17 protein-coding genes are annotated in these 22,640 nt (G+C 70.5%); 12 read left to right on the forward strand and 5 right to left on the reverse strand.

Translation table 11 applies throughout. The features are described from left to right. Window positions 1–11: 11 nt before the first annotated feature. The 8 genes from QSK21_RS01500 (at window position 12) to QSK21_RS01535 (ending at window position 10,862) form a co-directional block, all read left to right on the forward strand. On the forward strand, window positions 12–1,034 hold the full coding sequence (locus QSK21_RS01500) for a carbohydrate ABC transporter permease (RefSeq protein WP_285692986.1): 1,023 nt from the start codon (window positions 12–14) through the stop codon (window positions 1,032–1,034). Next, window positions 1,031–1,891 carry a carbohydrate ABC transporter permease gene (locus QSK21_RS01505; RefSeq protein ID WP_285692988.1) on the forward strand — a complete coding sequence of 287 codons (861 nt, stop codon included), beginning with the start codon at window positions 1,031–1,033 and terminating at the stop codon, window positions 1,889–1,891. The genes QSK21_RS01500 and QSK21_RS01505 overlap by 4 nt, the downstream gene beginning before the upstream one ends. Beyond that, window positions 1,888–4,512, forward strand: a complete 2,625-nt coding sequence (locus tag QSK21_RS01510; RefSeq protein ID WP_285692991.1) for a glucosidase family protein — start codon at window positions 1,888–1,890, stop codon at window positions 4,510–4,512. Before QSK21_RS01505 ends, QSK21_RS01510 begins: the two co-directional genes overlap by 4 nt. A gap of 31 nt (window positions 4,513–4,543) precedes the next feature. Then, window positions 4,544–6,451, forward strand: a complete 1,908-nt coding sequence (locus QSK21_RS01515) for a glycogen debranching N-terminal domain-containing protein (RefSeq protein WP_285692993.1) — start codon at window positions 4,544–4,546, stop codon at window positions 6,449–6,451. A gap of 289 nt (window positions 6,452–6,740) precedes the next feature. Continuing rightward, window positions 6,741–7,349: a VOC family protein gene (locus QSK21_RS01520; protein ID WP_285692995.1), complete on the forward strand. Its 609-nt coding sequence runs from the start codon at window positions 6,741–6,743 to the stop codon at window positions 7,347–7,349. 272 nt (window positions 7,350–7,621) lie between these two features. Then, window positions 7,622–8,656 (forward strand): hypothetical protein, encoded by a 1,035-nt coding sequence (locus QSK21_RS01525; RefSeq protein WP_285692997.1) that lies wholly within the window; start codon window positions 7,622–7,624, stop codon window positions 8,654–8,656. A gap of 72 nt (window positions 8,657–8,728) precedes the next feature. After that, window positions 8,729–9,820: an alpha/beta fold hydrolase gene (locus QSK21_RS01530; protein ID WP_285692999.1), complete on the forward strand. Its 1,092-nt coding sequence runs from the start codon at window positions 8,729–8,731 to the stop codon at window positions 9,818–9,820. Window positions 9,821–10,034: 214 nt separating this feature from the next. Then, window positions 10,035–10,862 carry an alpha/beta fold hydrolase gene (locus QSK21_RS01535; RefSeq protein WP_285693002.1) on the forward strand — a complete coding sequence of 276 codons (828 nt, stop codon included), beginning with the start codon at window positions 10,035–10,037 and terminating at the stop codon, window positions 10,860–10,862. Here the strand turns inward: QSK21_RS01535 and QSK21_RS01540 are convergent. Beyond that, window positions 10,829–11,116: a cupin domain-containing protein gene (locus QSK21_RS01540; protein ID WP_285693004.1), complete on the reverse strand. Its 288-nt coding sequence runs from the start codon at window positions 11,114–11,116 to the stop codon at window positions 10,829–10,831. The two genes, QSK21_RS01535 and QSK21_RS01540, sit on opposite strands and share 34 nt — an antisense overlap. 624 nt (window positions 11,117–11,740) lie before the next feature. Here QSK21_RS01540 and QSK21_RS01545 point away from each other — a divergent pair. After that, complete coding sequence (locus QSK21_RS01545; RefSeq protein ID WP_285693006.1) at window positions 11,741–12,100, forward strand: MmcQ/YjbR family DNA-binding protein; 360 nt, start codon at window positions 11,741–11,743, stop codon at window positions 12,098–12,100. Between the two features lie 23 nt (window positions 12,101–12,123). Here QSK21_RS01545 and QSK21_RS01550 read toward each other — a convergent pair whose 3' ends face one another. Continuing rightward, window positions 12,124–12,744: a dihydrofolate reductase family protein gene (locus QSK21_RS01550; RefSeq protein ID WP_285693008.1), complete on the reverse strand. Its 621-nt coding sequence runs from the start codon at window positions 12,742–12,744 to the stop codon at window positions 12,124–12,126. Window positions 12,745–12,943: 199 nt separating this feature from the next. After that, window positions 12,944–13,396, reverse strand: coding sequence for a hypothetical protein (locus QSK21_RS01555; RefSeq protein WP_285693011.1), 453 nt, complete (start codon window positions 13,394–13,396; stop codon window positions 12,944–12,946). 236 nt (window positions 13,397–13,632) lie between these two features. Between QSK21_RS01555 and QSK21_RS01560 the strand changes: the two genes are divergently transcribed. From QSK21_RS01560 to QSK21_RS01570, 3 genes are all read left to right on the forward strand, one after another. Then, on the forward strand, window positions 13,633–16,764 hold the full coding sequence (locus QSK21_RS01560; RefSeq protein WP_285693012.1) for a glycosyl hydrolase 115 family protein: 3,132 nt from the start codon (window positions 13,633–13,635) through the stop codon (window positions 16,762–16,764). A 43-nt stretch (window positions 16,765–16,807) separates the two neighbouring features. Then, window positions 16,808–17,881 (forward strand): glycoside hydrolase family 10 protein, encoded by a 1,074-nt coding sequence (locus QSK21_RS01565; RefSeq protein WP_285693016.1) that lies wholly within the window; start codon window positions 16,808–16,810, stop codon window positions 17,879–17,881. A 460-nt stretch (window positions 17,882–18,341) separates the two neighbouring features. Next, complete coding sequence (locus tag QSK21_RS01570) at window positions 18,342–18,764, forward strand: cold shock domain-containing protein (protein ID WP_285693319.1); 423 nt, start codon at window positions 18,342–18,344, stop codon at window positions 18,762–18,764. Window positions 18,765–18,783: 19 nt separating this feature from the next. Here QSK21_RS01570 and QSK21_RS01575 read toward each other — a convergent pair whose 3' ends face one another. Both QSK21_RS01575 and QSK21_RS01580 read right to left on the reverse strand, forming a co-directional pair. Further along, a complete protein-coding gene (locus tag QSK21_RS01575) occupies window positions 18,784–20,295 on the reverse strand; it encodes a serine/threonine-protein kinase (protein ID WP_285693018.1) in 1,512 nt (503 codons plus the stop codon). Beyond that, entirely contained in the window at window positions 20,292–22,466 is a 2,175-nt protein-coding gene (locus tag QSK21_RS01580) for a serine/threonine-protein kinase (RefSeq protein ID WP_285693020.1), read from the reverse strand. The genes QSK21_RS01575 and QSK21_RS01580 overlap by 4 nt, the downstream gene beginning before the upstream one ends. Between the last annotated feature and the right edge of the window lie 174 nt (window positions 22,467–22,640).

Raw genomic sequence — 22,640 nt, forward strand, 5'->3', positions numbered from 1 at the left:
GGAGGGGTCTGATGGCCACCACTATCGTCGCCGCCCCCGAGCAGCCCGGATCCGCGCCCCCGTCCCCCGCTCGCCGCGGGGGCGCGCCCGAACGCTCGGGAAGGCTGGCCGCGCTGCTGCTCTCACCGACCTTCGCGGTGCTCGCGCTGGTCGTCGGGTATCCCATTCTGGCGGCGCTGCGCGAGTCGCTGTACCGGCAGGGGCAGGGCCTGGACGAGGAGGGGTTCGTCGTCCAGGGCGACCGGTTCAGCGGCCTGGACAACTATCTCGACATCTTCACCGGGGACGGGGCGCCGGTGTTCTGGGGCGCGCTCTGGAACACCACGTTCTTCACCGTGACCACGGTCGCGATCGAGACCGTGATCGGGATGTGCATGGCCCTGATCATGCACCGGGCGTTCCGCGGGCGCGCGCTGGTCCGCGCCAGCGTGCTGGTGCCCTGGGCGATCCCGACCGCGGTGTCGGCGCTGATGTGGCGCTGGACTTTCCAGGCCGACGGCGTGGCCAACGCGTTGATCGGCCGGGAGGTGCTGTGGACCACCGAGGGTCTCCAGGCCAAGTTCGCCGTGATCATCGCCGACACCTGGAAGACGGCGCCGTTCGTCGGGCTGCTGGTACTGGCCGGGCTGCAACTGATCCCGCAGGACGTGCACGAGGCGGCCAGGGTGGACGGCTGCGGCGCCTGGCAGCGGTTCTGGCGGATCACGCTGCCGCTGGTCAAGCCGGTGCTGCTGGTCGCGGTCCTGTTCCGGCTGCTGGACGCGCTGCGCATGTTCGACCTGCCGTTCGTGCTGATCGGCGCCGACAAGGAGTCGGTGCAGACGCTGTCGATGGTCGCCTTCGACGAGGCGTCCAACCTGCGGTACGGGTCGGCGGCCGCGTACTCGACGGTGCTGTTCCTGTACGTGGCGGCGATCGCGTTCATGTTCGTCAAGCTGCTGGGCGCCGACATCCTCGGCGACATGCGCGAGGCGAAACCCAAACGCAGGCTCCGCGCGCGGCGCGCGGGCAGGCGGAAGGAGGCGGCGTCATGACCGTCATGGCCAAGCCCGGGCAGTCGTCCGCCGCGTCGTCCGCCCGCCGGATCCTGCCGTACGCGGGGATCGCGCTGGTGGTCGTGTACTGCCTGGCGCCGTTCTACTGGATGGTCGTCTCGGCGTTCCGGCGCCCGCAGGACCAGTTCGACAACTCGCCGCTGCCCGCGGTGTGGTCGATGGAAAACTTCAGCGCCGTGTTCAAGCCCGACGTGGGCTTCGGGCGTGCCCTGGCGAACAGCCTGGCGGTGGCCGGGACCACCACTGTGCTCACGCTGGTGGTGGGCACCTGCACCGCCTACGCGCTGGCCCGGCTGCGGTTCCGCGGCAAGAACCTGGTGCTCGCCGTGGTGATCGCGACCTCGATGTTCCCGACCATCTCGCTGATCGTCCCGCTGCTGAAGCTGTTCACCGACATCGGCTGGATCAACACCTACCAGGCGATGATCCTGCCCAGCCTGTCGTTCGCGCTGCCGCTGGCGGTGTGGAACCTGACGGTGTTCTTCCGCCAGCTTCCGTTCGAGCTGGAGCAGGCCGCGATGGTGGACGGCTGCACCCGCGGCCAGGCGTTCCGGCGGATCATCATCCCGCTGGCCGCGCCGGGGGTGTTCACCACCGCCATCATCACCTTCATCTGCGCGTGGAACGAGTTCATCATCGCGCTGTCCATGGTCAACAAGAAGGAGATGCAGACCGCCACGGTCGCGATCTCCAAGTTCACCGGCGCGTACGGCTTCGACCAGCCGTTCGGCACGCAGATGGCGGCCGGTGTGATCGTCACCGTGCCGCTGGTCGCGGTGGTGCTGATCTTCCAGCGGCGGATCATCGCGGGCCTCACCGCGGGAGGTGTCAAATGAGACCCCCTTCCCTCCGCCACCCCCTCATGATCGGCGCGTCCGCCCTGGTCGTCGCGGCGGGCCTGGCCGCGGCGCCGCTCCGTCCCGCCGAGGCGGGCGCCGCGCCAGGCCCGGCCGCCTCGGCGGAACTCAGCACGACGACCCGGCTGGCCGACCGGCGCTCGGTCGTGATCGGCGACCGGTTCTACGCCATGTCCACGGCCGACGGCCTCTACCCCGCCGCCGGGTGGCACATCACCGGCGAGATGGGCGGGTTCTGGACGCCGCCGCTGAAACTGCTCGACGGCATCTGGTTCGGGCTGGACGGGACGTGGCTCGGCGACGCCAAGGGGAAGGCCGAGGCCGAGCGCCACACGTTCGGGTTCGGGTACACGCGCACCCGGTACGCCGCCGCGAACGGCGTCCGGGTCGAGCGCACGGACGTCGTGCCCGACGGGCTCCGTGCGGGCCTCATCGGGCTGAAGCTCACCTCCGACAGGACCCGGACCGTACGGCTGGACGTCGACGCGCATTCGGAGCTGATGAGCGCCTACCCGTGGGGATGGACGACGCCGGACCAGTCCACCTACAACCTGCCCGACACCGGCTCATACCAGAACGGGGCGCTGCTGTTCCGCGAGCAGGGCACGCCTCCGGTGGCGAACGCGCCACGGCACGACTTCGCCGCGTACGTCGCCGCCGACCGGAAACCGGTCTCGCACGCGCTCGGGTCCGCGCATCGCGGACCGCAGGACCCGCCCGTCGTGTGCCCGTCCACCGGGACCGCGCCCGACCGCTGCGACGACTCGGCGTTCGGCAAGGGGACCGGCGGGCGGCTCTCGTACGACGTCCGGGTCCCGGCCGGGCGCGGCACGACCGTCTGGGTGGCGGTGGCCGGATCCGACCGCGGCACGTCCGAGGCGGGCGCCGCGCTGGGCACCGCGCTGCGCGACCCCGCCGGACTGGCCGCCCGCAAGATCGCGTCCCGGAAGGCGCTGGCCGCGAACACGGTGGTGGACCTGCCCGGCGACCGGCGGCTCCAGCAGAGCGTCGAGTGGAGCAAGCAGAACCTCGCCGACTCCGTCCAGGAGGCACGGGACCTGCGGATCCGGGTGACGCGCGAGGGACGGCGGTTCCCCGCGCCGGCGGGGACGGTGAACCGTGCCCGCTGGTACGGCGCGGGCTGGCCCGACTACCCGTGGCTGTTCGGAACGGACGGCGAGTACACCGCGTTCGCGGCCGTGCCCGCCGGGCAGTTCGACGCGATCAAGGCGCATCTGCGGGCGCTGCGCGACACCAGCGAGGTCGCCAACGCGCGCAGCGGCAAGGTCGTCCACGAGGTGATCTCGGACGGCTCGGTCTACTTCGGCGCCAACGACGACGCCGGCAACACCGACGAGACGGCCAAGTTCCCCAGCGCCGTCGCGCTGGTGTGGCGGTGGACGGGCGACCGCCGGTTCCTGGACGAGATGTACGGGTTCACCGTCCGCAACATGCGCTTCATCGTGGAGCGCTGGGACGAGGACGGCGACGGCTGGCCCGAAGGGCTGGGCAACGTCGAGCGCTCCGGCATGGGCGTGGAGAAGCTCGACAACGCCGTCTACACGATCCGCGGGCTGCGCGACCTCGCCGACATGGCGCGGGCCAAGGGCGACGCGGCCACCGTCACGTGGGCCGACGCCCGCGCCGCCGCCATGGAGCGGGACTTCGACCGGACGTGGTGGGCCGGAGGCACCACCGACGGGTTCGCCGAGTCGATCGACGACCCCGCCGACCCGGCCAACGACAACCGTCCGATCTTCCAGCGCCACTGGACGGGCGTGACGCCCATGGACGCCGTGCTGGTGCGTCCCGGGCAGGTCACGCGTCCGCTGGCGTCCGACGAGCGGGCCGCGGTCGCCCTGGCCAAGCGGGAGGAGCCCTGCTACACGGGCGAGAACGGGTTCTTCCACACCGGCACGGGACCCACCTCGGCCGAGGGCGGGAACCGGGGGCCGTCCTGCGACGACGCCGTCTCCGCCGTGCAGAGCGAGCGGTCGATCTACTCGCTCGGCAACGGGGTCATGGCGACCGCCGAGGGCAACCACGGGCGGCTGGCCCAGCAGAAGCGCTACACCGCCGCCAACGCGCGGAGCCAGCTCGACCCCGCGCTGGCGGAGCTGCCGGGCGCGATGCCGGAGATCCTGCCCAGCCCCGACTTCGACCCGCCCAACATCGACCGCAAGCTCACCGACCGTTCCATGGTGCTCCAGGCGTGGGGCGCGTACGGGACGCTCTGGCCGGTGGTCCACCACCAGCTCGGGCTGAGCCCCGACATGGGACGCGGCAGGCTGGAGATCGTTCCGCAGCTACCGCCGGGGCAGTCGCGGATCGCGGGCCGCGACATCCGCGTGGGCTCGGGATCGGTCGCGGTCACCGCCGAGGCGTCGGCGCGTACCCTCCGCACGTCCGTGAACCTGCGGGTCGACGGCGCGTCGCTGGTCATCGGCCATGTGCTGCCGCGCGGCGCCCAGGTCGCGTCGGTGACGCTCAACGGCCGGTCCGTCGCCCACAGCCTGCGCCGGTCCGCCCGAGGCACGGAGGTCGTCGTCCAAGCCGGAACCAGGAGGGGCCAGGCCACGCTCACGATCACCCTTCGCTGACACACCCCCACCACCCCGTATTGGAGGTTCCTTGCACCCGCCACCCCTCCACGAGCACATCACCTGCGTGGCGGCTCCCGCGATCTGGCTTTCGCCGCGCAGCGGGCAGCTCACCGGCGGCGCCGACGGACTGTACGTCGCCGACCGCCGGGTGCTGTCCCGGCTTCTGGTCACCGTCGACGGCGCCGAGCCGGTCCCGGTCGAGGCGGTGCCCGACGGCGCGTCCGGCGCGCGTTTCCTGGCCTCGGCCGGGGACGTGACCGTCGAGCGGATCCGTACGGTCACCCGGGACGGCGGCACCGAGCGGATCGTGCTGCGCAACCGGGGCGAGGCCGCGGTGACCGCGAAGCTGGAGATCGCGGCCGCCGCGGACCTGGCCCCGGTCGCCACCGTGCGTTCCGGGAACGGTGCCACGCTGCGCCAACTGGCGCTCGTGGACGGGGTGGAACGAAGCGCGTCGGACGGCTTCCGGGTACGGCTGGACGGCCGTACCCGGGCCGAGCCGTCCCTCGCCCCAGGGGAGTCCTTCACGACCACGATCACCATCAAGGCGACTCCCCCGCGCACGTCCGGGTTCCGCCCGGCGCCGCCGTCCGTTCCCGCTCCCTGGGCGGACGCCCCTCTCACGGTCGACTCACCCGACACCGACCTCGACCGTCTGGTCGCCCAGGGGGTGGACGACCTCACCGCCCTGCTCCTCGCCGATGGCGACGACCTCTACAGCGCCGCGGGCAGCCCCTGGTACCTGACGCTTTTCGGACGGGACGCGCTCTGGACGGCCCGCCTGGCGCTCCCCCTCGGACACGAGCTCGCCGCCGGTACGCTCCGTGCCCTGGCCCGCCGCCAGGGCACCCGCACCGACCCGGCCACCGAGGAGGAGCCCGGCAAGATCCCGCACGAGCTGCGTCCCGACGACACGACCGGCTGGCTGCCGCCGCTCTACTACGGCACGGTGGACGCGACCCCGCTCTTCGTCGTGACGCTCGCCGAGGCGTGGCGGTGGGGCATGCCGTCCGGCGAGGTCGAGGCCCTGCTCCCGGCGGTGGAACGGGCGCTGGGATGGCTCGGCGGCTTCGACGAGTTCGTGCACTACGTGGGCTCCGCCGAGACCCTCGCCAACCAGGGCTGGAAGGACTCCTCGGACGGCGTCCAGCATGCCGACGGCCGCCTCCCGCGCCCGCCGATCGCGCTGTCCGAAGTGCAGGCGTACGCCTACCAGGCCGCCACGCTGGGCGCGGACCTCCTGGACGCCTTCGGCCGTCCCGGCGCGGACCGCTGGCGTTCCTGGGCCGCGGCCCTCGCCGACCGGTTCCGCTCCCGCTTCTGGCTGGACGGCTACCCGGCGATCGCCCTGGACGGCAACGGCGACCCGGTCGACGGCGTGGCCTCCAACATGGGCCATCTCCTCGGCACCGGACTGCTCACCCCTGACGAGGAGGCACGGGTCGCCGCCCGGCTTCCCGAGCTCGACTCCGGCTTCGGCCTGCGCACCCTCACCCCGCACGCCGCCGGGTTCGACCCGCTCTCGTACCACCTGGGCTCGGTGTGGCCGCACGACACCGTGATCGCGATTCTCGGCCTGGTCCGTACCGGACACGCCGAGACCGCCGCCCGCCTGGCCCGCGGTCTGGTCGCCGCGGCCCCCGCGTTCGGCCACCGCCTCCCCGAGCTGTTCGGCGGCCAGGACGCGACCCGGCCGCCCGTCCCGTACCCCACCGCGTGCAGCCCGCAGGCGTGGGCGGCGGCCGTCTCCCCCGCCCTGGTCACCGCCCTGCTCGGCTTGGACGTCGATCTCCCCGAGGGGCGCGTGTCCCTCTCCCCCGTCCCGGGCTTCGGCCCCTTGTCGGTACGCAACATCCGGATCGGCGCCACCCCGCTCTCGGTGGAGGTCGCCCGGGACGGAACGGTCACGACAACGGGAGGGCCAGACGTTCGTTGACGGGTTCGACCGAGACCTGACGGTTCGCCAGGACGGCCCAGGTTCGGGCTTCGCCCGTGCCGATGACCAGGGACGCGGTGAAGCCGGAGCCCGCGCCGGGATGCCCGGCGACACCCCCTCGTTGCCCAAGGGTCCGCGACATCGGGCGGGAAAGAACATGCCGCTACGTGCTTGGCTGACCGGTGAGCTTGCAGCTCTGCCCGCGGACCCAGAGGCGGCCGGAGAACCACCGCCCCCGACCGTACCCGCGACCCCTTTCCTCGGCAACGGGCCGCCTAGGATCGGCGCCATGGCCGTTCTGGATCATCTCGTGTACGCGGCGCCGGACCTGGAGGCCGCGGTGGAGCGGGTGGCCGAGGCGGTGGGGACCCGGCCGGTCGAGGGCGGACCGCACCTCGGCTTCGGCACCCGCAACTACCTGCTCGGACTCGGCGGGCGCGGCTATCTGGAGATCGTCGGAAGGGATCCCGGCCAGCCCGAGCCCGCCGGCCCCCGCCCGTTCGGCGTCGACGACCTGGAGGCACCCGCGCTGGTCGCCTGGGCGGTCGCGACCACCGACATCGACACGGCGGTGGCGCGAGCCAGGAAGGCGGGGGTCGATCCGGGCGACGCCCACGAGATGTCGCGCCGCCGCCCGGACGGCACGCTGCTGAAATGGCGGCTCACCCCACCGCTACCGGGCGTGCGCCCGTTCCTGATCGACTGGGGCGACACGCCCCACCCAACGGAGACGCTGCCGGCCGTCCCCCTGCGCTCATTCGAGATCACACACCCGAACCCGGAAACCCTCCGCCCCGAACTGGCAGCCCTGGGCGTCTCACCACCGGTGTCCAAGGGACGACACGCGGGCCTGACAGCCCGCCTCCCCGGCCTCACCCTCGAACCCCCACAGACCTGACCTCGCCACCGGCAAGTGCCCCGTACAGTCAGGTAACACATTCTCCGGGGTCAGCTTTTCATGACCGCCCCGGCCGTCGATGACCCACCTCACGCTTTCCCGTCTCCCGTTCGGCGAGAGGCATTCTCCACATCGGCGAGATATCGATCATTAGCCCGGCCGGCCGCGGAACCAAGATCCAAAAAGACGCACCGGCCGACATCGGACCGACACCCGCACTGTGAATTAATACCACTTGCCCACCATTTTCAGCGGTGGTAACATCACAAGTCATGCAATTCGACCGATTCGAGTCGGCGGCCAGGGAAATGGGAAACCATCCGCAAGATCATGGATGGCGGGATTTCTACCGGCTGGTCGGCTACGGACTCGCGGCCCCGTCCGCGGAGTTGCGTCGAATTCTGGCGCTGTGTCATGGCTCCCAGCCGGCGCACAGCGCCACTCACCTGATCAGTCTGGTCGGCATCGCGATCAAGACCGTCCGGCCGGATGCGCTTCCGCTGATCTATCGGGCGCCCTCCATGAAAGAGCGCCTGCGGCTCCTGGAGGAGACGGTAGGCGAGCACGGCGACGACATCAGGCGGCTGGTCTCCATGCGGCGCAACTCCTTCACCGGGGCGCGCCGCTTTCTTGTTCCACAGGCCATCCTGAGCGCCTTCTTCAGAGGTCACGAGGGCGACGGCATCACCTTCGCCGATTTCGGCACAGGATTGGGAATCCTGCCTCGGCAGCTCAACTGCGAGACCCTGTACCGCACGTTCGCCCCCGATCTCGTCTGGGATGACGGGATCCCCCGGTTCCGGCCGATTCCACTGCGATCATCGCTCGGCGTCGACCGTGGCCCGATGCCCGATCTCGAATGGGTGCGCTCATGCTACGGGCCGTCGGACTATTACGACGAGCTCTTCTCCGAGCTGACGTTCACTTTGGACGTTCTCGCCGACGAAGGCGGGCCGGTGCGGTTCCACGAGGTGGACCTGGTGGATGACGAGGCGCTGACGGCGTTCCTGCGCGACAACGCCGTGCACGCCGGCAACCTGAGCTATGTGCTCTACGAGATCAGTATGGCGATGCGGGCGAAACTGGTGCGGACTCTGCGCGAGGGCCTGCGTCCCCCAGGGCTTCTCATCGTCACCGAACCGCACGGGGAGCTCACCCGCCAAGGATGCGACGTGCTGGTCTACTGCCGGGACCGGCAGGACCCCTATCGGGTGTGCGCGGTGTCCGACGGCCATTTCAAGGGGAAGGTGACGAGGTTGGAACACTACCGGGAATTCTTTGACCGCCACCCCGTGACCTTCGACTGAGAACCAGTGTCCATGCATGGCACCGTGGCCCGCCGGAATGGTGAACACACGCAGCCCGCGACCTCCATGCGCGTGCCTCGCTGGCTCGCCCCCGTGGCGGGCGTCGCCGGAACGGTCCTGGGGCTGGCGACGAACCTTTACTCCGAGGAGTTCCGCCGGGCGCTGACGACCTCCGGCCACTGGCTCAGTTCCACGGTCCTGTCCGTGTTGCTGGTCGCGATGGTGGCGAGCGGGTCGGCGATCATCCTGTACCGGCTGCTGGTCCGGAGGCAGGTCATCCACGAGCTCCAGGCCGGCGAGTTCCCGATAGGGACGGACGCGCTGCAGTACATCGAGGACGAGCATGATTCGGTGGTCGGGCGCTCGCTGCATTACCTGGAGGTCGAGCGCGACTCCCCTGAACTGGTCGTCTTCCTGCACGGACTGGGACTGGACGCCGAGGACTTCCGACCCTACATGGCGGAAAGCAAATTCCATTGCATCGCGCTCACCATGTTCGGATTCAACACCGAGGAGCGCGACGATCCGCACTACAAGCCGATCAGCTTGAAGTCGCATCTGCAACTGCTCAGTTACGCCCTCAAGAAGATCCGCGGCGACAACCCGGGAAAGAACATCACCGCGGTCGGCTTCTCCTTCGGCGCCGACGTCCTGCTGCTCCTCAAGCGGTATGCCGGGGACCTGGCCGCGGGGCTGGACATCGAGCGCGCCATACTGCTCGATCCCAACGTCAACCATTCGACCACCACCATCTCCTCCAAGGTCGCCGCGCTCACCGCGGCGGACCCACTGGACGAGTTGGTGGGAATCCTCCACTCCGCCCGGGATGTCAACGATCTCGGCTATCTGTGCAACTACCTCAGGAAGATCACCTCGAAGAACCTCGACCAGGTGCGCCGCCATGCCAGCGAGGTCGTGGACACCTGGCGGGTCGACGGCTACGACCAGTTCCTCGATCGGGTCGGACAGTTGACCACCGTCGTCGGGGACGTCCACATCATCATGTCGTTCTCCTACGAACAGCAGTTCAACGGCATGGCCAGGGCGGCGCAGGATCGCGGTCTGGACATCAGCAATCTCGACTGCTCGCGCTCGGGCCACTTCGATCTGATCACACCCAGGTTCCTGCGCGACCGCTTGGAGGGTCTTCTCTACGCACCGTGACGTGACGCCATCACCAGGACCGAACTTCTCAAGATCATGTTTCGTCCTACCTGCAACGAGCATCACACCGGGAGGGGCACGCCCACCGCCGTCCACACCGGTGATCCGACCGTGGTTTTCATGATTCTTTATAAGCGCCCTTCTTGATCTCGGCGAGGAGGCTACCGTGTCGATAAGTAACCGCCAATAACAGGACGACCTTGGGACCGTTGTCATGGGCTATCTCAGCGTGGCTTGCGCGGATCGGGGCGAGATGACCAATTTGGTCGTTCGCGTTGGGAACCGCGCCACCCGGATCTCCGCGAAGGTCCGGCACTCCGGAAGCGACCTGCTGATTCTGGTGCACGGGCTCGGTTGTGCCAAGGAGAGTTTCGACCGCGCATTCGCGTCACCGGCGCTGGACCACCTTTCGATCTGCGCCTTCGACCTGCCCGGATACGGTGACTCCGAACGCTGGCACGATCACGACTACTCGCTGGAGTCCTATGCGGAGGCGACCATCGGCGTGATCAAGGCGATGCAGGCCGCCGGGGCCGACGGGCGGGTGTTCCTCGTCGGCCACAGTATGGGCGGAGCCGTCGGCCTGCTGGCGGCCGAACGCGTCCCGGCGCTCGGCCACTGCGTCAGCGTGGAAGGCAACCTCACCGCCGAGGACTGCGGGCTCGTCAGCAGGCAGATCGCAAGCCAGATGGCCTCCGAGTTCGTGCCGGGCGGCTACACATCCTTCCTACGCGAGTTGCAAAGTTCCCCCCGGAAAGACCTTCAGGCTTGGGCGACATGGTATGAGGGCGCCGATCCCGCGGCCGTCCATCAGAGCGCGACCTCGCTGGTGCAATGGTCCGACAGCGGCAAGCTTCTCGAACTGTTCACCAAGCTGCCGCGGACCCGCTCGTACATTCACGGCGACGAGGACGGGAAACACCACCTGCGCCGGCTGCTGCCCCCGCGCGACATGCATCGAATCGCCGACGCGGGACATTTCGCCATGGTCGACCGGCCCGCCGAGTTCTACGACCTCCTGGCGACATTGCTCTCCGGCTGACCGCCGTTGCCGTACTGCTTTGTTTCGGGGCGTTCGATGAGGAGGGCATGGGCCTGTCGTTCGGCGACCGGGCGGTGTCTGGTGCCTCGGGGGACCACGAACAGTTCGCCCGCGCCCAGCACAACGGGGTCCCGGCCTTCCAGCTCGATACGGAAGGTTCCGTCCCAGCACAGGAAGAGCTCGTCCTCTTCATGCTCGTGCCAGGGGAACTCCCCCTCCAGCCGGGCGAGCCGTATGACCGTGTCGTTCGCCAATGCCAGGTCTTGCGGTTGCCAGGGTCCCGGCAGAGACCCGACGGCCTCCCCGATAGAAACCGGCCCCGACTGTCGTGGTGTCGTCATGATCCCATCGTCCAGTCGAGGCCGGCCGCGGCTACACGGCCAATCCGAGAATGTGGCCCGGCAGGACCCCGCTCGGCGAGCCGGCGGCGTGCGGGACGGCTGCGGGGGCGGGGTCTGAGCAGGTCCGGGTCGTGGTCCACGAATGCGCGGCGTTCGCTGTACGAGCACTTCGGCGGCAAGGACGAGGTGCTTCGCGGCACCGCGGTCAAGGACCTGGAGACCTGTCGCGCGGTGATGGACGCCGCCGGGGAGCGGCCCGCCGACGAAATCATGGCGATCTTCAAGCGGAGGGCTTCCGCGGTTGCCGCTTTCTCGGCGCGGACCTGGCCCTTCAGGACCCGGACCATCCGGCGCACGCCGTCGCCCGCGAGTACCGCGCGGAGGTGCACCGGTTGATCCGGGCCGAGCTGGAACGGCCCGGCCGTGCCGACCCGGCGTACGATGCCGAACGCATCATGCTCCTGATCGAGGGCACGTCGGCGAGCGCCGGCCGGAGCGCGACGAAGCACCGGCATGAGACGCGGAGGAGGTGCGGACGTGGCGGTGGTCGAGGACGTTCGGGCGCTGGGCACCGCGCTGGAGCGCTCTTACCCGGTGTACGTGCGCGGCAGGTTGAAGTTCCGCGTCGGGCAGATCGTGTACGTGGCGTTCTCCCTCGATGAGAGCGTGATGGGCTTCGCGTTCCCCAAGGAGGAGCGGGCCGCGCTCGTCGCGAGCGAGCCGCACAAGTTCCACCTGCCGCCGGCGTCGGAGATGCGCTTCAACTGGGTCAACGCCGAGCTGTCGGCGCTGGACCCGGCCGAGGCCCGCGAGCTGGTCGTCGACGCTTGGCGCATGGTCGTCCCCAAGAAGCTCTCCCGCGCCTACGACCTCGCCCATCCCGCCGGCCCGGGGTGAGCCGCACGCGGGCCGCCTCGCTCTCAGTTACCGCGGTCGGGTGCCGTCATGTCCCCTGTCCCGGGTGTGCCCTCGGCCAGCCCGTAACGCAGGTACACGGTGCCTTTCGGGCTGGCCACCGGCGGCTCCAGAAGAGTGACGTTGGCGGGCACCGCGCCACCGTCGAACACCTTCTTCCCGACACCGAGCACGATCGGGTGTACCCAAAGGTCCAGGCGGTCGAAGAGCTTTTCGCGTAGCAGCGTCTGCACGAGGTTCAGGCTTCCGACGACCTTCACATGCTCGTGCCGGTCACGGATCTCGCGCACCGCGGCGGGCAGGTCCGGGCCGAGCTGCGTGGACCCCGCCCACGACAGGTCGGGCTTGCCGCGGGAGGCCACGTACTTCGGGACGCTGTTGAACAGCGTGCCGATATCGCCGTCCTGGTACTGCCAGTAGGCGGCGAAGATCTCGTAGGTCCGGCGGCCGAGCAGGAGGGCGTCGGTGCCCTCGTACGAGGACCAGATCTGCGCCCCCGCGACCTCGTCCATCAGGGGCGCCTGCCAGCCACCGAACGGGAACCCCACCGGGTCCTCGTCGGGCGCACCGGGCGCCTGCCCGACCAGGTCGAGGGTCGCGAACAGCTCGATGTGGATGAGGCCCATGTCTTACCTCCGATGAGTCGCTTGTCTCGATCGGGGGTTAGACCTGCGCCCGCGGCCAAACTCATCGCTGCGACGGCAACCCGGCACAACCGCGGTCTTCCCTCAACGCCTTCGCTCGCATCCAACGTCGTACACGACGGCAGGGCCGAGCCCACCGGCGGCGGTCGCCGGTGTCACGGCCTCGTGCCAGGTCGGGTCGTCAGCGCATGCGGTCGAACTGCGGGGTGCCGTTCGCCGGGAAGGGGTCCTCGTCCTCGCGGTTGCGGTTGACGGTGAAGAAGCCGATGAGGGCGGCCAGCGCGGCGACGCCTTCGCCCACGCCGCTGATCGTCTTTTCCGCGTACCAGGACGGGTCGTGCATGGCCGGGATCGGCCCGAGCCGGCCGACGTCGACGTAGTAGTAGAGGAGCAGGGCGCCGACCGCGCTGGCCGCGACCAGGAAGGCGATGGCGTAGGTCCACCTGCGCGCCCAGGCCAGGACGAGCAGGCCGGCGACGGCGGCGACGATCGCCTGGGCCTGGAACAGGACGTCCCCAGGGATCACCCCGCTGGGGGCGTTGGGGCCCGGGTCCATGTCGGGTGCGAACACCCAGTGCACGTAGGCGTCGGCCGCGAGACCGGCGGCGACGAGGATGCGAAGCAGAACTCCCATACCTCTTGCACGTCCGTATCCGGGTGTCCGGATCAATGCCGGTCGAAGAACGTACGGCGGCAGCGGCGGCGGAGGGATGTGCCGAAAATTTTCGAGAACGCCTCTGCGGGCCGTGGAGTGTACCTCGATGGTGTTTCCGTATGGTTGACGGTCGCGCCTGTTGTGGTTACGGTCACACCGACTTCCGAAAGGTATCGAAAACTTTCGATGTCTGCTCCCGAGCTAAGGAGACGCCGATGGGCGGGACCTGGAGGCGCCTGGTGGCCGTGGCGACGGCCGTGATCGTGACGGCGGGGTCGACGGCCGCCGCCAAGGCTCCCGGACGGGACGAACCCGAGGGGAATCCGACCTCCTACCTCTCCGGGCGTCCGGGACCCGGCTACTTCCCCCTGGTCGCGAAGGGCAAGGCCGCGCCGATCGTGGTGAGCGGCCAGGACCACCGGGGCGTCGTGCGCGTGGCCGGTGATCTGCGCGCCGACATCGAGCGGGTGACCGGGGTGCGGCCGGCCGTCTCGACCGGCGCGGTGCCGCGGAAGGACGCCGTGGTCCTGGTCGGGACGATCGGCAAGAGCCCGCTCATCGACGGCCTGGTGCGCGCCGGGAAGCTGAACGTGAACGGCATCGCGGGCAAGTGGGAGACCTCCCTGCAACAGGTGGTGGACGACCCGATGCCCGGCGTGGAGCGCGCGTTCGTCATCGCGGGCAGCGACCAGCGCGGCACCATCTTCGGCGTCTACGACGTCTCCAGGAACGCGGGCGTGTCCCCCTGGTACTGGTGGGACGACGTCCCCGCGCGCAAGAGCGACGCGCTGTACGTGAAGCCGGGCAGGCATACCCAGGGAACCCCTGCGGTGAAGTACCGCGGCTTCTTCATCAACGACGAGAACCCCGCGCTGGGACGGTGGGCGCGCGGGTTCTTCGGCGACGGCCATGCCCCCGGCCACCCGGGCGGCTTCACCAGCGAGCTGTACGCCAAGGTCTTCGAGACGATGCTGCGGCTGAAGGCCAACTACCTGTGGCCCGCCGTGTGGGGACGGGCGTTCGCGGAGGACGACCCGCGCAACCACGCGACCGCGTCCGAGTACGGCGTGGTGATGGGGACCTCGCACGAGGCGCCCATGATGCGCGGCATCGAGGAGTGGAACCGGCATGCCAAGGCGGCCGTGCGTGACGCGGACGGCAACATCGTCGAACCCGGTCACGACCCGTACGGCGGCACAGGCGAGTGGAGCTTCCGCCGCAACCGGGCGGCCATCGAGGCGTACTGGCGCGAGGGCATCCGCCGCAAGGTGCAGCAGGGCTTCGAGGGCGTGGTGACGCTGGGCATGCGCGGCAACGGCGACACCAGCCTGCCGGACGGCGACGCCATCGAGCTGATGCAGGACATCATCGCCACGCAGCGCCGCATCATCCAGGAGGAGACCGGCAGGCCGGCGTCGGAGACCCCGCAGGTGTGGACGCTCTACAAGGAGGTCCAGCGGTACTGGGACCGGGGGTTGCGCGCGCCCGACGACGTCACGGTCGTCTACGCCGACGACAACTGGGGCAACATGCGCAAGATGCCCGACCTCAGCGCGCCGCCGCGCTCCGGGGGGTACGGGCTGTACTACCACTACGACTACGTGGGCGGCGGCCGCAACTACAAGTGGGTGGACACCACCCAGCTCGCCAACACCTGGGAGCAGCTTCACCAGTCGTACCAGTACGGCATCAGGAACCTGTGGGTCGTCAACGTCGGCGACATGAAGAACCAGGAGATGCCGCTTCAGTTCTTCCTCGACTACGCGTGGGACCCGAGCAGGTACCCGCTGGAGAGCCTGGGCGCGTGGGAGCGGGATTACGCGGCGCGGAACTTCGGCACCAGGAACGCCGCCGAGATCGCCGAGGTGCTGCACGAGTACGGCGACCTTCAGGCGCTGCGCAAGCCCGAGCTGACCAACCGGCGCATCACCGTCGACCCGGACAAGGATCTCAGCACCGATCCCAGCGCGGTGGTCTACGACGACAAGCAGACCCCGTACCACCTCAACCAGCACCAGGAGATGGACGCGGTCACCGAGCGGTGGCGGCGTTTGGCGGCCAAGGCAGACCGGTTGCGCCGCCGCATACCCGGCCCCGATCAGGACGCCTTCTACCAGCTCGTCTACTACCAGGTGAAGGCGACGTCGCTGGTGTACGAGATCCGGCAGGCCGAGTTCACCAGCATCCTGTACGCCCGGCAGGGACGCGCGGCGACCAACGACTACGCCGATCTGGCCGAAAGGAAGTTCGACCAGCTCAAGGCGATGAACGACTACTACAACAACCGTCTGGCGGGCGGTAAGTGGAAGGACTTCCAGACCCAGCCCGTCCTCGGGTACGGCGATGTCGAACGGTACGGCCCGAACGCGCCCTGGCAGCAGCCCGAGCTGAACAACGAGGCCCTCCCCGACGAGATCTTCCCGCCGGTCCAGCGGCACACCGTCCCGAACGGCGCGGACATGGGCGTGGGCATCGACGGCTCCGACAAGTGGTGGCCGGACGAGCAGGGCACGGCCGTCCTGCCCGAGTTCAGCCCGTACCGGCGCGGCCCGGACCAGTACATCGAGGTGTTCAACCGCGGCGCGACACCGTTCGACTACCGGATCACGCCGTCCCGGCCGTGGGTGAAGGTCACTCCCGCCAAGGGGCGGGTCGGCAAGCAGATCCGCGCGACCGTGCGGATCGACTGGGACCGCGCTCCCAAGGGCACGACCCGCGTCCCGATCACGGTCACGGGCGCCGGCCGCACCGTGACGGTCGAGGCCGTCGTCACGAAGCCGGACGCGGGACGGCTCAGCGGGTTCGTCGAGGCCGGCGGCTACGTGTCGATGGACGGCGACGGCTACACCCGCGCGGTCGGGACGTCGGCGGCCTCCTGGAAGCGGATCCCCGGCATCGGGCGGACCGACGCGGGCATGACGCCGGTCCCGGTGACCGCGCCCAGCCGGCAGCCCGGCCGTGGCCCGCGCCTGGAGTACGAGACCACGCTGTTCACGACCGGCCCGGTCAAGATCTGGGTGTACCTGTCGCCGCGCAACCCCGTCCTGAACCCCGACGGCCTGCGCTACGCGGTGTCGGTGGACGGCGGCACGCCGCAGGTCGTGAACATCACCCGGGCGACCGGGGCCGATGACACGGCCATGAACCGTCAGTGGGAGCGCAACACCTCCGACAACGTCAACCGGACCGTCACCACGCACCAGATCGCCGCGCCCGGCCGGCACACCGTGAAGGTCTGGATGGTGGACCCGACCGTGGTGGTGCAGAAGGTCGTCATCGACACCGGCGGCCTGCCCGCCAGTTACCTCGGCCCGCCGGAGAGCCTGCGCGTCAGGCACGGCCGGTGATCCCCGCCCCCCGCCGCTCCCCTTCCCGAGAGAGGACACGTCCATGAAGAGAGCGCTCATCGCGGTGCTCGGAGCGGGCGCGCTCACCGCCGGCCTGATGGCGGGCGGAGCGACCACCGCCTCGGCGCACGACGGCCACCACAAGCACAAGGCGCCGCGAACGTTGCAGGACGCCGCCGCCCGTACGGGCCGGGACATCGGGGCGGCCGCCACCGTGGTCCACATGGGTGAGGCCGCCTACCGCGCCACGCTCGACCGCGAGTTCAACCAGCTCACGCCCGAGAACGAGATGAAGTGGGAGACCACGGAACCGGCCCCTGGCCAGTTCGATTTCGCCCCGGCCGACGAGTTGGTACGGCACGCCAAGAAGGAGCGCATGCGGGTCCACGGGCACACGCTGGTGTGGCACAGCCAGCTCGCGCCCTGGGTCAACGAGATCACCGACCGCGACGAGCTGCTGTCCGTGATGCGCCGCCATATCGCCACGGTGGCCGGGCACTACCGCGGGCAGTTGCGGTCCTGGGACGTGGTGAACGAGGCGTTCGACGACAGCCCGCAGGCGGCGCGGCGGGCCACGATCTTCCAGAACGTCATCGGCGACGAGTATCTGGAGGAGGCGTTCAAGGCGGCCCGGAGGGCGGACCGCAAGGCCGAGCTCTGCTACAACGACTACAACATCGACGGCATCAACCCCAAGAGCGACGCCGTGTACGCCATGGTCAAAAACTTCAAGCGCCGTGGCGTCCCGATCGACTGCGTCGGCATGCAGGGGCATCTCATCCTGGGACAGGTCCCGTCCGACATCCGGCAGAACATGGAGCGGTTCGCCAGGCTGGGCGTCAACGTGTACGTGACCGAGCTGGACATCCGGATGCCCACCCCGGCCACTCCCGAGAAGCTGGCCGCCCAGGCCGCCGACTACACCAAGGTCGTGTCCGCGTGCGTCGCCGTCCGGCGCTGCCGGGGCGTGACGCTGTGGGGCGTGACGGACAAGTACTCGTGGGTGCCGGACTTCTTCCCCGGCGAGGGCGCCGCCCTCGTCTTCGACGAGAACTACGCCAAGAAGCCCGCGTACTTCGCCTCGCTGGCCGCGTTGAAGAGCGGTCGCAGGCACTGACCTGGCAGGATCGAGCCGGGGCGGGCCGCACCGTCGCCGTGCGCCTTCCCGCTCGGGGCCCGGCGACGGCGGCGGCTCGTCCCTTACCGCGCCGCGGGGACGTCCCCGCCGCCGCGCCGTACCGGCCGACCGGCCGCAAACGGCCATGCCGCCATTTCCGGAATTGCCGCGGCGGGCTTTCCGGTGGCTTAGTCGCCCGGGACCGGCGAGCGAAATGATCAGCGCCGCGGGGAGCGCTCCGCGGCTTGGTACAGGGTTCCCGCGCGGGCATCGGCGTGCGGAACGACCATTTCGGCGTCCGCTGGAAGGGATGTCGGAGAGGTCGCAAGGGCGCCGCTTGCGCAGCGCACCGCACCCTTGACAAGGTGCTAGGCTGCGTCTGGTCTTAGGTAGCAGCCGCGGGCGGCTCCAGGGGACGAACGAGCGCCGGCGGCCGGGGATTGCTTTGGTCGATGGGACGATGGTGCGGCGGTCGGGACGAATTCTGCGATTCGATGAAGTGCGGGGCTATGGATTCATCGTCCCCGATGACGGCGGGCAGGATGTGTTCGTGCACGCTAATGATCTCGGGGACGACAAGTCGGCGTTCGGCCCCGGAACGGCCGTCGAGTTCGAGGCGATGGAGGGCGAGCGGGGGCCCAAGGCGTTCGCGGTGCGGCTGGCGGGCGGCGGCGCCCGCACGGCCACCGCTACCGAGCCGTCCCGCTCCACCGTCCCGCTCAATGACGACGGGCTGTGCGACGTGCTGACCCCCGGCGAGTTCCGGCAGGAGCTCACCGAACTGTTCCTGCAACGCAGCCCCGACCTGACCGGCACGCAGATGCTGCGGCTGCGCGACGGCATCCTGGCCCTGGCCCAGAAGCACCGCTGGGTGGACGAGTAACCCCAGTAGGGGCGGGCGATCAGCGCTCGCAGGAGTACTCGAACGACGCCGACCCCTGCGCGGTGGGGCTGTTCAAGACGATGAGGGTCGCGGTGAAGGCCCGCGTTCCCCTGCCTTCGATGTCCCAGCCGAGGCGGACGGTGGCGGTGTCGCGTCCCTCCCCCACGTCCTGCTGGAGCGGCGGGTCGGGGGCGGGTTGGTCGCTGCGCTGCCACTGGTAGGCGATCCGGCCGGGCTCGCCGTTGGTCGTGATGGTCCCGGTCACCTCCACGTGCGCGTCGCACCCCGCCTTCGCCCGGTCGGCGCGGACGCTGACACCGGTGACGACCAGCTCGGCCGGACGGTCGCGCAGTACGGTCCAGGCGGCGGCGCCGCCGATGACGGCGAGGCTCAGCAGGATCGTGGCCAGCGACAGCGCGCGCCTTCTCCTGCGGCGGCGCCTGAGGGTGCGGGACGGCGGCGGCGTCCAGGTGGTCCGCCAGTCGCCGGGCAACGAGCCCTCGTCCTCGGGCTGCCCGGGGGTCGTCGGCTGCCCGGGGGTCGTCGGCTGCTCGGGGGTCGTCGGCTGCTCGGAGACGGCCGTGCCCGGCTGGGTCGTCCCGTCCTGAGGCGCCTGTCCGTGGGGTGTGCCCGTGGCCGGGGCCGTGTGCGCGGCCGGGAGGGGCAGGACGGGCCGGTCGATGCGGGTACGCACCATGTCGCCCGACGCGTTCACCCCAAGGAGTTCCAGCAGCCGTGCCGCGGAGGGCCGTTCGGCGGGATCCTTGCTCATCGCCGCCGCCACGGCCGCGCGCAACGTCCCGGTCAGCCCGGTGAGGTCCGGCGTGTCCTGCATGATCCGCATCGCCATGTCGGGCAGCGTGCCGCCGCCGAACGGCCGGTCGCCCGTGGCGGCGAAGAGCATCACGCCGCCCCACGCGAACACGTCGGACGCGGGAACCGGACGGCCTTGGAGCTGTTCGGGGGCCATGTAGGCGGGCGTTCCGAGGATCCGTCCGTCGCGGGTGAGGCGGGTCACGTCCGCGGCGCCCGCCACCCCGAAGTCGATGACCCTCGGCCCGACCCGCGACAGCAGCACGTTGGCCGGCTTGAGGTCGCGGTGGATGATCCCCGCGCCGTGGATGCCCACCAGCGCCGCCGCGACGCTGACCCCGAGCTGGTCCAGGTCGGCGCCGCGCAGCGGGCCGCCGGACCGCACCGCCTCCTCCAGGGTCCGGCCGTCGATGAACTCGGTGACCAGGTACGGCTCGGGGGCGTCCGGGTCGGCGGCGAGGACCTCCGCGGTGCAATATCTGGGGACCCGCATGGCGGCACCGGCCTCCCGCCTGAACCGCTGGCGGAACTCCTCGTCGGCGGCCAGCTCCTCCCGCACGACCTTGATGGCGACGAGCGCGCCGTCCCGGGCACGGCCGAGGAACACCCGGCCCATCCCGCCCTCGCCGAGCGAGCCCACCACCTCGTACGGGCCGAACGCCGCCGGGTCGCCCGGCTCCCGTGGCCAGGCCGCGGCCGGCAGGTCCCCTGCGCTCATCCGGCCTCGGCGGTCAAGGGCTGGACGGCCGACTCCACCTCCTGCTGCGGGGGCATGGTGGACGGAACCGGCTCGGGCTCGGGCTCGGCGGGCTTGGGCTGGGACGGCTCGGGCGCGGGCTCCTGCGGCTGCGGGTCCGGGCCTGACGGGGACGGCTTCGGCTTGGCCGTTCCCGTGTCCCCACCTGGGGCGGGTCCGGTCGCCGGGGCCTTGCCCGTCCCGTTCTCGGTACCGGAGCCGTCGCCTCCATCCGTGCCGGTGCCGGTGAGGGTGATCTCGACGGCGTGTCCGCCCTCGTCACTCGGGATGATCATTCTGGCGGAGTGGGCGCCCGCGCTCTTCGGGGAGAACGTCACCCGGTAGAAGCACGGACCGCTCGTGCCCTCGGGCGGGCAGTTCGTCAGCGTCACCGAGAACTGCCCGGCGCCGCCCTCGACCCGCATGGCCGCCTCGTTGTCGCAGATCAGCCACGGGTAGGAGAACTCGCGCTGGACCGAGCGTCCGACCGGCACCGCACCGAGACTCTCCGTGCGGCTGATCGGGACGCAGTCGGCGGGGACGGGGCCGGTCAGCGGGACGGTCACCGCGGTCGCCCCGTCCTGCGCCGGGATGACCAGGGCGCCGGTGGCCGTGGACCCGGCCGTCGCGGTGTAGGTGACGGTGACCGTGCAGGACGTCCCGGACGCGGGCGGGCAGGTGGTGGAGGAGATCTTGAACGCGGAGGCCGCGGGACCCGTGATCCGCATCCCGGACGCGGTGTAGCAGCCGCTCCACTGGATCGGGATCGTCTTCGACGCGGTGCCGCCCGTGGTCACCGGGCCGATCGTCTGCGCCGCCTGCGTCACCTCCGGGCAGGGCGGCGTCACGGGCGGGGGCGGCGGGGTGCCCGGAGCCGGACCCTCCGGTGCCCCGAAGGTCCCCGGGCTTTGCGATGGCTCCGCGCCCTGGGGCGTCTGCGTGGCCTGGGGCGGGCCGGTCGGCTGCGGCAGCTCGGTGGCCTGTGGCGGCTCCGTGGGCGACTCGGCCGGGGAAGCGGATGGGCTGGGCGTGGGCGTGCCCGACGGGGCCGTGACGGGAACGGTCGGCGCCGCCGACGGGCTCGGCTTGGTCAGGGCGATCGGATCGCGGGAATCGTCCCCCACACCGGCCAGGACGATCGCGGTGGTGGCGCCCGCGACCACGACGAACGCCGCCGCCCCGGACAGGATCTGGAGCTTGGAGAGGTTCTTCGCGGTGTGCCGTCCACCCCGCAGGAGGTTGCGGACGGTGCTGCGGCCCAACGCGCTGCCCGCGACCGCGCTGCCCGCCGTGCCGGTGGCCAGAGCCTGCGGGAACAGCGCCGCCAGCGCCAACGCGGCGCCCGCCAGCATGACCAGGGCACGGCGCTCCCAGTCCTCGCCGTACTCGGCCACCGCCGCCGCCTCCAGCTCGCGAAGGAACTCGGCGGCCGTCGCGGGACGGGCCTTGGGGTTCTTGGCCATCCCGTGCGCCACCAGCTCGCGCAGAGGCACGGGCACGGCCCCGATCGGCACCTGCGCGCTGGTGTGCTGCGCCATCAGCGCCATCGGGTTGTCCCCGGTGAACGGAGGCCCGCCCGCGACGCACTCGTAGAACACGCAGGTCGCCGCGTACACGTCGGTGGCGGGCGACGCCGGCGCCCCGGTCCACTGCTCGGGCGCCATGTACGCGGGCGTCCCGGTCAGCGAGCCCTGCCCGGCCGGGGTCGCCAGCCCGAAGTCGATCAGCTTGCTGGTGCCGTCACGGCGCACGATCACGTTCGAAGGCTTGTAGTCGCGATGCACGATGCCGACCTCGTGCGCCGCCGCCAGCCCCAGCAGGGACCCCTTCAGGACCAGCAACGCGGCCTCGGGTTCGAGAGAACCGTGCTCGCGCAGCAGCCTTTTCAGTGAGACGCCCTCGACCGCTTCCATGACCATCGCCACGCCGCCGGGGCCTTCGACGAGTTCGTATAAGCGGGCCACATGCTCGTCGTCGACCGCCGCCATGAGACGGGCCTCGTCACGGGTCGGCACGCGGTTCCCGTCCGCCGCCGCGTATTTGATCGCGACATAGCCGCGGGTGCCGTCGCGCCGGGCCAGCACCACCCGTCCCTGCGCCCCCGAGCCCAGCTCCCCGACCTCGGTGTACCCGTGCAGTCGCCAGCCGTTCATCCGATGTCCCCCTGCCCCGTGAAGGGTCGCGCCTGAACTCGCCGAATCGCTGGGAGCGGGCCATGGAGAGCCGCGAACAACGGCGATGACCAGTCCAGCGCCGTGGGGTTGGGCGGTCAACCCCGATGGGCAGGACTTCGAACCGACGACCGCTTTCGGCCGCCCGTGGTAACG

It is taken from the genome of Actinomadura sp. NBRC 104412, assembly GCF_030269515.1.
GTDB lineage: Bacteria > Actinomycetota > Actinomycetes > Streptosporangiales > Streptosporangiaceae > Spirillospora.

What these genes read in the sequence shown, in the direction of transcription:
- QSK21_RS01505 (WP_285692988.1), top strand. Translation starts at nt 1,031, where the DNA reads ATGACCGTCATGGCCAAGCCCGGGCAGTCGTCCGCCGCGTCGTCCGCC.
- QSK21_RS01555 (WP_285693011.1), bottom strand. Translation starts at nt 13,396, where the DNA reads ATGGGAGTTCTGCTTCGCATCCTCGTCGCCGCCGGTCTCGCGGCCGAC.
- QSK21_RS01575 (WP_285693018.1), bottom strand. Translation starts at nt 20,295, where the DNA reads ATGAGCGCAGGGGACCTGCCGGCCGCGGCCTGGCCACGGGAGCCGGGC.
- QSK21_RS01580 (WP_285693020.1), bottom strand. Translation starts at nt 22,466, where the DNA reads ATGAACGGCTGGCGACTGCACGGGTACACCGAGGTCGGGGAGCTGGGC.
- QSK21_RS01510 (WP_285692991.1), top strand. Translation starts at nt 1,888, where the DNA reads ATGAGACCCCCTTCCCTCCGCCACCCCCTCATGATCGGCGCGTCCGCC.
- QSK21_RS01500 (WP_285692986.1), top strand. Translation starts at nt 12, where the DNA reads ATGGCCACCACTATCGTCGCCGCCCCCGAGCAGCCCGGATCCGCGCCC.
- QSK21_RS01560 (WP_285693012.1), top strand. Translation starts at nt 13,633, where the DNA reads ATGGGCGGGACCTGGAGGCGCCTGGTGGCCGTGGCGACGGCCGTGATC.
- QSK21_RS01535 (WP_285693002.1), top strand. Translation starts at nt 10,035, where the DNA reads ATGGGCTATCTCAGCGTGGCTTGCGCGGATCGGGGCGAGATGACCAAT.
- QSK21_RS01550 (WP_285693008.1), bottom strand. Translation starts at nt 12,744, where the DNA reads ATGGGCCTCATCCACATCGAGCTGTTCGCGACCCTCGACCTGGTCGGG.
- QSK21_RS01525 (WP_285692997.1), top strand. Translation starts at nt 7,622, where the DNA reads ATGCAATTCGACCGATTCGAGTCGGCGGCCAGGGAAATGGGAAACCAT.
- QSK21_RS01570 (WP_285693319.1), top strand. Translation starts at nt 18,342, where the DNA reads ATGGTGCGGCGGTCGGGACGAATTCTGCGATTCGATGAAGTGCGGGGC.
- QSK21_RS01565 (WP_285693016.1), top strand. Translation starts at nt 16,808, where the DNA reads ATGAAGAGAGCGCTCATCGCGGTGCTCGGAGCGGGCGCGCTCACCGCC.
- QSK21_RS01520 (WP_285692995.1), top strand. Translation starts at nt 6,741, where the DNA reads ATGGCCGTTCTGGATCATCTCGTGTACGCGGCGCCGGACCTGGAGGCC.